This is a genomic window from Mariprofundus ferrinatatus, from assembly GCF_002795825.1.
Lineage (GTDB): Bacteria > Pseudomonadota > Zetaproteobacteria > Mariprofundales > Mariprofundaceae > Mariprofundus > Mariprofundus ferrinatatus.
Map to the genome: position 1 here is coordinate 25,267 of NZ_CP018800.1, position 12,900 is coordinate 38,166.

12 protein-coding genes are annotated in these 12,900 nt (G+C 56.2%); 7 read left to right on the forward strand and 5 right to left on the reverse strand.

The window, feature by feature from the left end:
• The first annotated feature begins 74 nt into the window (after positions 1-74).
• A complete protein-coding gene (locus Ga0123462_RS00155; protein ID WP_100264448.1) occupies positions 75-569 on the forward strand; it encodes an EF-hand domain-containing protein in 495 nt (164 codons plus the stop codon).
• 73 nt (positions 570-642) lie between these two features.
• On the opposite strand, the gene Ga0123462_RS00160 is transcribed toward Ga0123462_RS00155, so the two are convergent.
• Entirely contained in the window at positions 643-1,602 is a 960-nt protein-coding gene (locus tag Ga0123462_RS00160) for a 2Fe-2S iron-sulfur cluster-binding protein (protein ID WP_100264449.1), read from the reverse strand.
• A 39-nt stretch (positions 1,603-1,641) separates the two neighbouring features.
• Between Ga0123462_RS00160 and Ga0123462_RS00165 the strand changes: the two genes are divergently transcribed.
• Complete coding sequence (locus Ga0123462_RS00165; RefSeq protein ID WP_198507346.1) at positions 1,642-2,970, forward strand: glycosyltransferase; 1,329 nt, start codon at positions 1,642-1,644, stop codon at positions 2,968-2,970.
• On the opposite strand, the gene hemC is transcribed toward Ga0123462_RS00165, so the two are convergent.
• The 4 genes from hemC to Ga0123462_RS00185 are packed head-to-tail and all read right to left on the reverse strand — an operon-like array spanning position 2,960 to position 7,093.
• Positions 2,960-3,895 carry a hydroxymethylbilane synthase gene (gene hemC / locus Ga0123462_RS00170; RefSeq protein ID WP_100264451.1) on the reverse strand — a complete coding sequence of 312 codons (936 nt, stop codon included), beginning with the start codon at positions 3,893-3,895 and terminating at the stop codon, positions 2,960-2,962. The two genes, Ga0123462_RS00165 and hemC, sit on opposite strands and share 11 nt — an antisense overlap.
• A 44-nt stretch (positions 3,896-3,939) precedes the next feature.
• Positions 3,940-4,455, reverse strand: a complete 516-nt coding sequence (gene rsmD, locus Ga0123462_RS00175) for a 16S rRNA (guanine(966)-N(2))-methyltransferase RsmD (RefSeq protein ID WP_232726466.1) — start codon at positions 4,453-4,455, stop codon at positions 3,940-3,942.
• 17 nt (positions 4,456-4,472) lie between these two features.
• On the reverse strand, positions 4,473-5,774 hold the full coding sequence (locus tag Ga0123462_RS00180) for a M16 family metallopeptidase (protein ID WP_100264453.1): 1,302 nt from the start codon (positions 5,772-5,774) through the stop codon (positions 4,473-4,475).
• A complete protein-coding gene (locus Ga0123462_RS00185; protein WP_100264454.1) occupies positions 5,771-7,093 on the reverse strand; it encodes a M16 family metallopeptidase in 1,323 nt (440 codons plus the stop codon). The genes Ga0123462_RS00180 and Ga0123462_RS00185 overlap by 4 nt, the downstream gene beginning before the upstream one ends.
• 153 nt (positions 7,094-7,246) lie before the next feature.
• On the opposite strand from Ga0123462_RS00185, the gene Ga0123462_RS00190 reads away from it, so the two are divergent.
• The 5 genes from Ga0123462_RS00190 to Ga0123462_RS00210 all read left to right on the forward strand — a co-directional run bounded on the left by Ga0123462_RS00190 (position 7,247) and on the right by Ga0123462_RS00210 (position 12,877).
• Positions 7,247-8,653, forward strand: a complete 1,407-nt coding sequence (locus tag Ga0123462_RS00190; RefSeq protein ID WP_100264455.1) for a diguanylate cyclase — start codon at positions 7,247-7,249, stop codon at positions 8,651-8,653.
• A gap of 206 nt (positions 8,654-8,859) precedes the next feature.
• A complete protein-coding gene (gene purH / locus Ga0123462_RS00195; protein WP_100264456.1) occupies positions 8,860-10,413 on the forward strand; it encodes a bifunctional phosphoribosylaminoimidazolecarboxamide formyltransferase/IMP cyclohydrolase in 1,554 nt (517 codons plus the stop codon).
• A gap of 10 nt (positions 10,414-10,423) precedes the next feature.
• The gene (gene purD, locus Ga0123462_RS00200) at positions 10,424-11,704 is read left to right on the forward strand and encodes a phosphoribosylamine--glycine ligase (RefSeq protein ID WP_100264457.1); all 1,281 of its coding nucleotides are present in this window, start codon (positions 10,424-10,426) and stop codon (positions 11,702-11,704) included.
• A gap of 134 nt (positions 11,705-11,838) precedes the next feature.
• A complete protein-coding gene (gene purE, locus Ga0123462_RS00205; RefSeq protein ID WP_100264458.1) occupies positions 11,839-12,312 on the forward strand; it encodes a 5-(carboxyamino)imidazole ribonucleotide mutase in 474 nt (157 codons plus the stop codon).
• On the forward strand, positions 12,275-12,877 hold the full coding sequence (locus Ga0123462_RS00210) for an L-threonylcarbamoyladenylate synthase (protein WP_232726467.1): 603 nt from the start codon (positions 12,275-12,277) through the stop codon (positions 12,875-12,877). The genes purE and Ga0123462_RS00210 overlap by 38 nt, the downstream gene beginning before the upstream one ends.
• Positions 12,878-12,900: the final 23 nt, after the last annotated feature.

Genomic DNA, 12,900 nt, shown 5'->3' on the forward strand with positions numbered 1-12,900 from the left:
AAGCACGCATCATGCGTTAGGCTTTGCGGGCTCTGAAGCGTGAAGACTATCTACCGAGAAGAGGGGAATGTTTGATGAAGAAACTGGTACTACTTGCAGCATGTATGATGCTTGCCTCGCCACTCCAGGCCGAGCCAGCCTACGATCCACAGGCATCTGCTGACCGCACAATGAAAGTAAAAGACGCCAACAGTGACGGTGTGATTGATCCTGCAGAGTATGAACATGTGGCGGTGATACAGTTTAACAAGATCGATATCGATGGCGACGGCATGATCAGCGGCGAGGAGATGTTCGCGCACCGTTATGCAGGCAGATCTGAAATGGATATCAAGTCGCCAGAGGTTAAAAAGAGCATCATCACCAATATTATGAAACGCTGGGATGCGAACAAGGACGGTCAGATCAGCATGGATGAAAAGCTCGAGCCGGTCCGCAATGATTTCATGCGAATTGACCGTGATCTGGATAAAAAGATTACCCGTGAAGAGGTGGTTTCCTTCTGGGAGCGCAAGCAGGCAGAGCTTAAAAAGAGCCAGCAAGAGGGTTCAGGCAAAGACAGGGATTGATCGACCGTTAGTCCAATTAATATAAAGCCGCCGCGATGGTTATCGCCGGCGGCTTTTTTATGGGTTGGTGAATTTAGCCGAATGCATCGCTATGGATGGCTGATTCATCCAGGCCGCTACTGATGCAGCTGCTGCGCATGGCCTCAACGATGCCTGAGTCACCGCATAGAAAGGCGATCCAGTTTTCGCCGCCCGCAAGCTGCCTGCCAAGATGCGAATTGATCGGACCACTCACACCACCTGAAGGCGTGTCACCATTCAGGACACATGGGATATAGGTGAGGTTGGCATGTGCAGCTGCCAGATCGCGCAGATCATGGTCCAGATAGAGATCGCCACCGCTTAGACCACCGTGAAGCAACCGGATTTGACCCGTGTGACCTCTGCTGAGCGCATCGCGTAATATGCCGTAGAGCGGGGCAAGACCGGTGCCGGTACCGGCCAGAAGAAGCGGCTGGTCACCATAACTGTCGCGATAGCAGCAGTCCCCCATCGCATCGCTTAACAGTAATTCATCACCGGGCTTCAGCTCACTGGCCAGCCATCCGCTCATTCTTCCGCCTGGCAGCAGCCTGATATGAAATTCGAGCCTGTCATCATCCGGAATGCTGGCCAGCGAGTAACTGCGCGACAGGCCATCTGCAGCGCGGATAAAATTGACGAATTGACCCGGCCGGTAGTTGAATCCATCCGGGCGGGTTGTCATTAAACGTAAGACGCTCGGATTCAGGTGATCGATGGTGGTAATGGTTGCGGGGGAAAACTCATCCCTCCTGTCCGGCAGGGCTATCTCAATATCGGATTCCGGGTTGCAGAGGCAGGCAAGAAAATAACCTTTCTTCTGCAGGGAGGGTTTGATGCCAGCCTGTGCGGCAGCAGGTGGCGTACCCTTAACTGCTTTGACCATACATGCCTGACAGAGGCCACCACGGCAGCCGTAAGATATGTTGGCACCCTGCCGGTTCATGCCATCCACTAAGGATTCCTCGGAGCTGCATTCATAGGTTTTACCCTGATAGGTGATGATTGGCATGGATACTCCCTGCTGAGAAGATCACGACATTCTGACCGTATGGCAATGCAATTCAACGCAAACGCGTTGGGGCTATTGACCGCAGTGGCCGCCGCTGTTGATATCCCGCCCATGTTGCCGGAGAGAGAGATGCATGTGCTGATCATCAGTGCCCTGTGGCCTGAGCCAGCTTCATCCGGCGCCGGCCTGCGCATGATGGAGCTTTCACGCCTCTTTGTGCAGCAGGGCTGGCGAGTCACCTATGCCGCGACAGCCGCCGCGAGCGAATATTCGCTGGATATCAAACAGTTCGGCATAGCCGCTGTCGAGATCAGGGTGAATGACAGCAGTTTCGATACCATTGTTAGCGAACTGAGCCCGGACATCGTGCTTTTCGATCGCTTCTCGATGGAGGAGCAGTTTGGCTGGCGGGTGGAGAGGTGTTGTCCTGAAGCCGTGCGAATCGTTGAGACGATCGACCTGCACCTGCTTCGCAATGCACGCCATAGCCGCTTCAAACAGAGTCACGGTGTCGCCTGCGAGCTATCCAGAGAGGAGCTTTTCAGCGAGACGGCAATGCGTGAAATTGCCTCGTTGCTGCGCTCCGATCTTTCGATTCTGGTCTCAGGTTATGAAATGGACCTGCTCGAAAAGGTGTTCGGCATTGATGCTTCGCTGCTGCACTGCTGCCCTTTCATGTTCGATGCTTCCCAGATCGCCGAGGATGCGCCGGCTTTCACTGATCGCAGCCATTTCATCACCATAGGCAATTTTCGCCATGCACCGAACTGGGATGCGGTGCTCTGGCTGAAAAGCGAGATCTGGCCGCGTATCCGAAAGGCGCTGCCCGATGCCGAGCTGCATATCTACGGCGCCTATACGCCGCCCAAGGCGACCGCGCTCGACGATCCTAAAAGCGGCTTCAGGGTTCTAGGTCGAGCAGAAGATGTGCATAAGGTGATGCAAAGCGCACGCGTATGTCTTGCCCCGCTCCGCTTCGGAGCCGGAATCAAGACGAAGCTTGCCGATGCGATGTTAAACGGTACGCCGAATGTCACAACCTCGGTTGGAGCGGAGGGTATGCACGGAGAGCTGCCCTGGAGCGGCATTGTGGCGGACAGTGCGGATGCATTTGCAGATGCGGCGGTGAAGCTCTACCGGGACGGGGCCGCGTGGCAATCGGCCAGGCAGCATGGGTTTGATATTCTGAAGAGGTTGTTCGATGCGGAGACGAACGGCGCAGCACTGATCTCTCGCATAACCGGGATTAGAGAAGATCTGCAAGCACACCGGCTGAAGAACTTTACCGGCGCCATGCTGCGCCATCACCATCAGCGCAGTACAGAGTTTATGTCACGCTGGATCGAGGCGAAAAACGTCAGATCTTAGCGTGTCCTTCAGCGTAGAGCGCTTCAAGAATCGGACGCGCACCGGCATCAAGTACTTCGTTGGCAAGATCGGTGCCGATCTGCGCTGCATCAGCACATGAACCGGTCGCTTCGCGGACGATCACAACCGAACCATCAACGGAACCTACCAGCCCCTTCAGATGTAGTGAGTCACCGTGAAGCGTGGCGTAGGCGGCAATCGGCACCTGACACCCCCCCTCGAGTGTGGCAAGAAATGCGCGCTCGGCTCTGGTACGCAGAACGGTTTCCGGATCGTTGAGCCGGTCGACCAGTGCATTGATCAGATCATCGGCATCGCGGGTCTGGATGCCGAGCGTTCCCTGTGCCACGGCAGGCAACAGCTCTTCAGTATCAATGAAGTCATGCATCTGAGCTTCCATGCCCATGCGACGGATGCCGGCTGCGGCAAGAATAACTGCATCGACCTCATCTCCCAGTTTGGAGAGGCGGGTCTGGATATTGCCGCGGATCGAGGTGAATTCGAAACTCGGATGTTTGGCGCGAATCTGTGCAACGCGGCGCAGGCTGGAGGTGCCGATCTTCGCCCCCTCCGGCAATGTGTCGAGGCCGCCGCCGGTGATCGTGGCGATCGCATCGCGTGGATCTTCGCGTTTCGGGTGTGCTCGAATACTTGTTCCCTCGGGCAGCACGGTTGGCACATCCTTCATTGAGTGAACAGCGATATCGGCGCGCCCGTCAAGCAGGGCCTCATCGATCTCTTTGGTAAAGAGTCCCTTTCCACCTACCTGTGCCAGCGGTACGTCGAGAATTTTATCGCCCTTGGTGACGATCTTAACCAGTTCAGTGGTGACATCCGGGTCGAGTCTTTTCAGCTCGGAAGATACGTGCTCTGCCTGCCAGAGGGCGAGCGGAGAACGGCGGGTAGCAATGCGGATATGTGTCACGGGAACCTCCTGATCGGGTGCGAACGGTAACGGCGATCTCTATATTAGGGAAGGCGGGATAGGAAATGCAGCGTCGTATCGCCGTAACGGCGGCTCTGTGCGCATTGCCAGCCTGTGGGCCAGACCGGTTGCATGCGAGAGGACTCTTCGATGATCAGCTGCGCACAACCAATCTCAAAGCTGTCCAGCCATGTTGGGATGTTCTCACAAAAGCCCTGCTGATACGGGGGATCGGCAAAGATCAGGTCGAAGCTATTGCCGGCCAGCGCGGCCAGCCCTTTTTCAACGCTGGCCGTTTTAATCTGCCACTGCGATTCAAGGCCCCAGGCCATTCGAATAGCCGATAGCCGCTGCGTCAAACTGCGGTTTTTTTCAATGGAGAGAGCATTGGCGGCACCGCGGGAGAGCGCTTCGAGCGCCATGACACCTGAACCGGAAAAGAGATCGAGAACGGACATATCTTCAACAGGGCCGAGGATATTGAACATGGCCTGGCGCACCTTGGATGGCGTAGGGCGTAGGCCCGTGATATCGGGAACCTTAAGAATGCGCCCGCGCAAGACTCCTGCAGTTATTCTCACTTCAGGTCAGAGCCGATCCGTATACGATTCCACTGCTCAGGATCAAGGTAGATGGCCGCCTGATCTTTTACCTCTTGCAGCGATACTTCTTTCACCCGGCGGGTCCATTGGCTGAGATAATCGAGCGGCATGCCATAGAAGCCGATCATGGCAATCAGCGCCACACGTTCACGATTGGAGTCCATGCGCTGCGCAAAACTTCCGGTCAGGTTCTCTTTGGTCGCTTTGAGAGCTTTGGCGCTGATTTTCCCCTCAGCCATCGTGGAGAGTACGCTGCGAACCACCCTCTCCGCTTCAGCTGCCTGATCACCGCGGGTCTGCAGGCTGATGACAAAAGGGCCATTCGTCGCCAGTGGCACGAAGTAGGAGTAGACGCCGTAAACCAGCCCGCGCTTCTCGCGCACCTCCTCCATCAGCTTTGATCCGAAGCCACCACCACCGAGCATGTGATTAAGCACAAAAACAGGGAAGAAGTCCGGGCTTGTGCGCTCAGGCCCCAAACGCAGCAGTTGCAGCTGAGTCTGGCTGGTCGGCAGTTCGACATCGGCTTGCTGGCCGATAACATTCACCGGCCGGACGATATCGTACAGTCCTGTTTCAGGTGTTCCCTTCCAGTTGGAAAGCGCTTTTGCGATCAGTGGCTTGAGCTCATCCATCGTGATATCGCCACTGACTGCAAGCACCGCTCCATCAGGCTTAACCTGACGCTGGTAGAGCGCTTTCAGGTCTGACAGTCCGATTGCCTGAAGTGATGCAAGCGAGCCTTCGGAGCGATGGCCGTAGGGATGATTCGAGAAAATCAGTTCGGCAGCCGCTTCGGCGGCGCGTATACCCGGCTCCTCCAGTTCTTTGCGGGCTGCGGCAATTGAATCCTCTTTGAGTATGGTGAAACGCTTCTCGCTCCAGCCGGGCATCAACAGCGCTTCAGTGAGCGCATCAATGCCGGGCTCAAGCACATCCTTAAGTACGGTAAGCGACAGGGTCATTCCGTCATTGTCTACGGCGCTTCCAAGCATCATCGCATCGGCATCGAGCATATCCGCCCATGCCTTATGCTCGTGCCTGGCTGTGTGGTCCGCGAGCATCGCGGCGAGCATCGATGCCGTGCCTCCCCGCTTCTCAGGATCAAAACGGGAACCGGCCGGTACGACCAGGCTCATCGACACCATTGGCACATTGTGTGCCTCCATGAGCAGGATACGCAGGCCGTTATCAAGACGCGTTTCCTGAATCGATGGCACGGCCTGGGCTGTGAAGGGAAGCATCAACAGGATAATTGCAAACAGGCGCTGTTTCACGGGGTCACCTCCGGTACCAGAATGCCGGTGGTGGAGCGTTCACGCTTCAGCCAGCGGCCGACTGTGTTTTTGATGTCGGCAGCAGTAACCTCCCTGACAGCTTCGATCCAGCGGTCACGATTGCTGGCCCCGATGCCTACAACCTCCATGCGGCCAATATCCTTGGCGCGAAGGTAGAGCGAGTCCTGGGCAAAGACATTGGCAGCAATGATATTGCGTTTGGCCGCATTCAAGCGCTTTTCATCGACCTCTTTCATCCCCATCTCATCGAGAAGCGCCCACAGGCTTTTCTCGAATGCTTCGGCGCTTTGGTCGGGGCCGAGCATGCCGTAGGCATACCAGAGATCGAGCCCCATGCCGTGGGCATCGTAACCAGCTCCGGCGCCGAATGCTTTGCGCTGCTCATCGACAATTTCTCGCGTCAGGCGGGCGGCACGGCCACCTGCCAGAATCTGGGTGGCCAGTGCCAGAGCTGCCGCCTCACGATCATTTTCAGCCGGCTTCCAGACCGGAACTGGCACGGTTACCGCCAACATCGGAAGCTGGGCCGGAAGTTTCACCTGGATGCGTTTGGGGCCAAAGGGTTGTGGCTCGACAGGATTGAAGCGGGCGAGTGCCGGCCGCGCCTGCATGCGTCCGAAAGTGCGGCTTACGGTCTCTTTCATCTGCCCGAAATCAACATCACCTACTACGACCACGATGACATTGCCCGGAACGTAATGTTTTTCGTAAAAAGATTTCACGTCCTCGATGGTCAGTTTCTCGAGATCCTGCATCCAGCCAATGACCGGATTGCGGTAAGGGTGCAGACGCAGGGATGCAGCAGAGAGCTCTTCGAACATGCGGCTGTTGGGATCATCCTCGGTACGCATGCGCCGCTCCTCCATGATCACCCGAATCTCTTTCTGAAAATCCTCATCACGCAGTTTAAGGTTGGCGAAGCGCTCAGCCTCCATTTCCAGCACTTCGTTAACTCGCTCAGATGGTACGGTTTCAAAATAGGCCGTGAAATCAGTGGAGGTAAAGGCATTGTCGTTACCGCCCATGGCCGAGATACGCTTGCTGAACTCGCCGGGGCCGAGTTTTTTCGAGCCTTTGAACATCATATGCTCGAAGACATGCGCCAGCCCTGTTTTTCCCGGCAACTCGTCGCGCCCACCCACTTTCAGCCAGATCTGGACCATGGCAACGGGTGCTGAGTGATCCTCTTCGACGATCAATTTAACACCATTCTTGAAGCTGGTCTCTTGCAGTTGTGCTGCTTCGGAGGCGGGTATCAGACAGATCAGCAATAGCAATGTCAGTAGTAGCTTGATCATGGTTTCTCCAGGGAGGGAATTGTCAGGGTGGCGATCATGATTCAAAGCGGGAAGAGGTGCAAATCGGGAAAGTTGCATTTCAGGTGCAACCGTTGCGCATGGCTAACCCGGAACTGCACAAGGGGGCCGTTTATGTGATATAATAGTAGCGTTATGATCAAGCAGTCGCTTAATGCCAAGGTTGTACTCATTCTGGTTGCTATATTCCTCCTCAGCGGGGCGGCATTTGGCGCCTTCTATCACCGGTTTGAACATGACGCTGAAGTCTCGCTGATGCTTGCGCAGTCGAAGGCGCTGTTTCGTCAGATCCAGCTGACCCGCCACTGGAACGCCAATTATGGTGGGGTATATGTTCTCAAGCGTCAGGGGATGCAGACCAACCCTTATCTCTATGAAGTAGGGCCGAAAGAGGGCGAGAAGGCAGCAATCAAGCCGGAGATCATCGACTTGGACGGCAACGTGTATACGCTTAAAAATCCTGCCCTGATGGCCCGCGAGCTCTCTGAACTGAGCAGGGCCAGAAGTGATATCGGTTTTCATTTAACAAGCCTTAAGCCAATCAACCCGAATAACATCCCTGACCCCTTTGAGAAGCGGGCACTTGAAGCATTTCAGGCCGGAACAACGGAACTTTACGAGGTGCAGGGGGAACGTTTTCGCTACATGGCGCCATTGGAGGTGGAGAGGTCTTGTCTCAATTGCCACGGATTCCAGGGCTACAGGCTTGGCGACATTCGTGGTGGCCTTGCCATCGATCTGCCTATGCATAGCGCTATTGAAATGACAGCAGCCGGCCGCATGGTCACGATTATCGGTGGCATTGTTGTCATCGTGCTGGTGCTGCTGACACTATGGATTCTTTTAAGGCGACTGATTCTGCATCCCATGAAGGCGATGGAAGCGTTCGCATCCCAGATAGGGTCTGGCCGGGAAGTGCGGCTAAACCTGCCTCTGCGCAGCGACGAGGTGGGCAGACTGTCTCGTGTGTTGATCGCCACCGAAAAAGAGGTTCGCAATCAGCAGCAGGAGCTCTCGAAGCTCTCGGGTCACCTGGATGACAGTCGCCGCCACGACCACCTGACCGGTATCCACAATCGTCGCCACCTCTACCTCGAGGGTGAGCGGTTAATGGCCATGGCTCGTCGCGAAGAGTTTACCGTTAGTGTGCTGATTCTCGATCTGGACCATTTCAAAGAGGTGAACGAAAGCTACGGGCGTGCAGCGGGTGACCGGGTGCTGATTGAAGTGGCCCACGCGTTGCAGAAGCACAGCCGAATTTATGACCTTCTGATTCGCTTTGGTGGCGAAGAGTTTGCCATCGTGGTGATGGATTGCGGCAAGGATCAATCGATGCGTATCGCAGAAAGGTTTCTTAACGATATCGCTTCACTAGCGGTCGAAAATAAAGGTCAAATGATTCGGGTAAGCTGCAGCATTGGTGTCTGCAGCAGCGATGAGCTGGAGATGGAGCAGATGATTCTTGCAGCCGATGAGGCGTCTTACAGAGCCAGAAGCGATGGGGGGAACCGGATCTGTCACAGTGAAAGCGGAGGCGAATAAGCAGGATTTCCGGATGCACTCCCAGACAAACGCCGGCGGATTATTATTCTCTCCATGCCGGTTTTAAATACTACCACCCCGTTTTTGCCTCATGCTTTGGCAACATATAGCGCCAACTTATCCTGCGGGTCGGTTATGGTTGCTTCGCATCCATCAATGCGTAGCCTTTCGTTCCCTTTTTTATTTCCCTTTCGGAGTGGCTTAAGATGGCATCGATCAAACAGGCGCTGATCAGCGTTTCAGACAAAACAGGCGTAGAGGGCTTTGCCCGGGCGCTGGCCGAGCGCGGCGTAAAGATTCTTTCCACCGGCGGCACTGCCAAACTGCTGCGCGATGCCGGCATCGCGTGCCGCGATGTCTCTGACTACACCGGTTTTCCCGAGATGATGGACGGTCGCGTGAAAACGCTGAACCCGAAGGTGCACGGCGGCATCCTCGCCCGCCGCGATAATGAAGGCGACCTGGCATCGATGGCCGAGCATGGCATTGAGCAGATTGATCTCGTTTGTGTGAATCTCTACCCCTTCCGCGAAGCGGTGGCCAAGGAGGGCTGCACGATCGAGGATGCGATCGAGAATATCGATATCGGCGGCCCATGCATGGTTCGTGCCTCGGCCAAAAACCACAAGTTTGTCACCATTGTCGTTGATCCCTCTGATTATGATATGATCATCGACGGGATTGATAACGGTTCCCTGAACGAAGAGATTCGCCGCGCCTTGGCAACCAAGGCGTTTGCTCATACCGCAGCCTATGACGGCGCGATTGCCAACCATTTTTCAGCACTAAACAGCGACGGGTCGAAGCGCAAGTTTCCGGATATCTTTACCCGCCAGTTTATCAAAACTGCTGATGAGTTGCGTTACGGTGAAAATCCGCATCAGGACGGCGCCTTTTATGCCGATATCGAGGACGAGGGTCTTTCTCTGGCAGACTGCGAAGTGCTGCAGGGCAAGGCGCTCTCTTATAACAATATCGCAGATGCCGATGCGGCCTACGGTTGCGTTCGCGATTTCGCCGATAATGCGGCAGTGATCGTCAAGCATGCCAATCCGTGCGGCGTTGCCGTGGGTGGTGTGCAGGCTGAAGTGTACGAGCGTGCCCGTGCGGCCGATTCTGTCTCCGCTTTTGGCGGCATCGCGGCATTTAACCGCCCGCTTGAAGGCGAGACAGCGAAACTGATCGCCGAGACCTTTATGGAGGTGGTGATCGCACCGGGCTTCTGCGATGAAGCGCGTGAAGTTCTGGCTGCCAAGAAGAATCTTCGCCTGCTGCTGGCTCCGAGTGCCGATCCGGTGACCGGTGGTCTGGAGTTCAAGCGTGTCAACGGTGGCCTGCTGGTGCAGGAGCGCGATGCGCATATCCTCAACCGCGATGCCTGCAGGGTGGTTACCGATCGTGCGCCGACGGAAGATGAATGGAACGATATGCTCTTCGCCTGGTCGGTGGCCAAGCATGTGAAATCGAACGCCATCGTCTTCGCCAAGGATGGCGTCACCCTTGGTGTCGGAGCGGGCCAGATGAACCGTGTTAACTCTACACGCATTGCGGCACATCATGGCGGCGAGGCGATCAAGGGCTCTGCTGTGGCATCCGATGCCTTCTTCCCGTTCCGTGACGGGGTTGATGCGCTTGCCGAGGCCGGGGCCAAGGCGGTGATCCAGCCGGGCGGCTCGGTTCGTGATGACGAGGTGATTGCCGCAGCCAATGAGCACGGCCTGGCGATGATCTTCACCGGCATTCGCCACTTCAGGCATTAAGGAGCAGTTGATGAAAGTACTGGTGGTCGGCGGTGGTGGCCGCGAACATGCACTTTGCTGGAAACTGAAGCGCAGCCCGAGTGTAAGCGAGGTGGTTTGTGCGCCCGGCAATCCCGGCATTCAGCGCGAGGCGCGCTGTGTGGCGGTTGGTGCCGAGGACGTTGACGGACTGGTTAATCTGGCTCTTTCAGAAAGGCCTGATCTGGTCGTGGTTGGTCCGGAGGTTCCTCTCGTGCTTGGTTTGGCCAACCGTCTCCGCGAAGAGGGATTCCCGGTTTACGGGCCGGATAAAGCTGCGGCCAATCTTGAGGGAAGCAAATCATTCTCCAAACGGTTGATGTATGACGCAGGCGTGCCTACAGCACGTTTCGAGGTGCATGTCGATGTTGAAGAGGCGATCGAAACGATCCGCTCTTGGGGCGCACCGATTGTGGTGAAGGCCTCCGGTCTTGCCGCGGGCAAGGGCGTGATTGTGGCGCAGAATGAGAAAGAGGCGATCGATGCGGTACGCGACATGCTGGCCGGCAACAGTTTTGGCGAAGCAGGTTCTCAGGTGGTGATTGAGGAGTGCCTTGTCGGAGAGGAGGCGAGTTGCCTGTTCATCGTATCCGGCGATACGATTTTGCCACTGGCCTCTTCGCAGGATCACAAGGCGCTGCTCGATGGTGACAAGGGGCCGAACACAGGCGGCATGGGTGCATATTCACCAGCACCCTGCGTTACCGATGCAGTGGCCAGTGAGGTTCTGGAAACCATTGCCCGCCCGATCATTGCAGCATTGAAGAAGCGCGGCGCTGAATTTATCGGTACTCTCTATGCCGGCGTGATGCTGACGGAAGAGGGACCCAAGACGCTTGAGTTCAATGTGCGCTTTGGGGATCCTGAGTGCCAGCCATTGATGAGTCGGTTGAAATCGGACCTGGGAGAGGTATTGCTTGCAGCTGCCACAAAACAGCTCGAAGGTGTTACGCTTGCGTGGGAGAATGGAACCGCGCTCTGCGTGGTTGTAACTTCGGAGGGCTATCCGGCTGACTTTGACAAGGGGCAGGCAATTGGCGGGCTTGATGCTGTAGAGGCAGCGGGTACCACAGTCTTCCATGCCGGCACTGCTGAAAAGGATGGTGTTATTGTAAATGCAGGCGGCCGCGTGCTAGGCGTAACCGCCGTAGCTCCGACCGTGAAAGAGGCTCAGCAAACTGTTTATGCTGCGCTTGAACACCTTGACTGGCCGGGCGGATTTTACAGAACGGATATCGGTTACCGCGCCGTAGCAAGAGAAGAGGGAAAATAGTTAAAGGGTGTAGAAGTGCACCCGTTCTCCGGCCATAGATGGCTGGAGCAACGTGTAAGCGAATCAACTCCACGGAGTTGATGAGCGTAAGACAAGCAAAAGGCAGGATGCTCTTTTGTGGATAGGAGATGTCTATGGAAGCAATTAAAGTTCTGATTCTGATGGGTAGCGCCAATGACCGGCCGGTGATGCAGAAGGCTGAAGCTGTGCTGGATGAGTTCGGTGTTGCCTACAAAACGATGGTTCGTTCGGCGCACCGTACGCCTGAAGCAACGGTTCAGGCGGTCAAAGAGGCAGAGGCGGCAGGGTGCAAGGTGTTCATCTGTGCAGCCGGCATGGCCGCGCATCTGGCAGGCGTAGTCTGTTCCAAGACGGTAAAGCCAGTGATTGGCGTGCCGATTGCATCAGGACCGATGAACGGCGAAGACGCACTGCTCTCTACTGTCATGATGCCGCCAGGACTACCGGTTGCGACCGTGGGCATCAATGGCGCCAAGAATGCCGGCCTGCTGGCTGTTCAAATGCTGGCTCAGAACGACGACGAGCTCAGTGTAAAGCTGAAGGCCGACCGTGCTGCGCAGGCAGAGGCGATCCTCGCGGAAGACTGAGGGGCGCGCCCGGACAAAGGATAAGCTGGCAGCCCTGAGGGCTGCCACTATCCTGAACCGCGGCGGGGCGATCGCCCATTACACGCACACCCTTCCCGGTGCTGCGGCCAACCCCCGTATTCCAGCCTCTGTAGCGCGACTGATAAACTTCAAGCAGCGCAAAGGGCCCTTCCTGTTGCTGGCCGATTCAGTAAAGACGGCTGCAGGCCTTATCCGCTACTACTCTCCGGAACTCAGGCGGATTATTCGCGATTCGTGGCCAGGTCCCTATACGCTGGTTGTCCCGGCAAAACCGGGGCTGACGCCTGTCTGTTATCGAGGAGGCATGGCAGCGATTCGTGTTGATGCCAGTCTGCAGACCCGCCAGCTGGCTTCAGCTTGCGGAGGCCTGTTGCTCTCATCCAGCCTGAATCGAAGGGGTCGCACGACTGCCGATGTAAACCGAAAGGTGAGGATGCGCTGGCACAGTTATCTGTCTGCCGCGCTCCCCGGCCCGGTCAGTTCAGGCAAAGCCTCAGTTCTGTTGCGTGTATGGCGCAATGATTCCACCATAATTCGGCCATGACGGCGCAGGCTTGAATGGCTAAC

What these genes read in the sequence shown, in the direction of transcription:
- purH (WP_100264456.1), top strand. Translation starts at nt 8,860, where the DNA reads ATGGCATCGATCAAACAGGCGCTGATCAGCGTTTCAGACAAAACAGGC.
- Ga0123462_RS00190 (WP_100264455.1), top strand. Translation starts at nt 7,247, where the DNA reads ATGATCAAGCAGTCGCTTAATGCCAAGGTTGTACTCATTCTGGTTGCT.
- Ga0123462_RS00160 (WP_100264449.1), bottom strand. Translation starts at nt 1,602, where the DNA reads ATGCCAATCATCACCTATCAGGGTAAAACCTATGAATGCAGCTCCGAG.
- purE (WP_100264458.1), top strand. Translation starts at nt 11,839, where the DNA reads ATGGAAGCAATTAAAGTTCTGATTCTGATGGGTAGCGCCAATGACCGG.
- Ga0123462_RS00155 (WP_100264448.1), top strand. Translation starts at nt 75, where the DNA reads ATGAAGAAACTGGTACTACTTGCAGCATGTATGATGCTTGCCTCGCCA.
- purD (WP_100264457.1), top strand. Translation starts at nt 10,424, where the DNA reads ATGAAAGTACTGGTGGTCGGCGGTGGTGGCCGCGAACATGCACTTTGC.
- Ga0123462_RS00165 (WP_198507346.1), top strand. Translation starts at nt 1,642, where the DNA reads ATGGCAATGCAATTCAACGCAAACGCGTTGGGGCTATTGACCGCAGTG.
- Ga0123462_RS00185 (WP_100264454.1), bottom strand. Translation starts at nt 7,093, where the DNA reads ATGATCAAGCTACTACTGACATTGCTATTGCTGATCTGTCTGATACCC.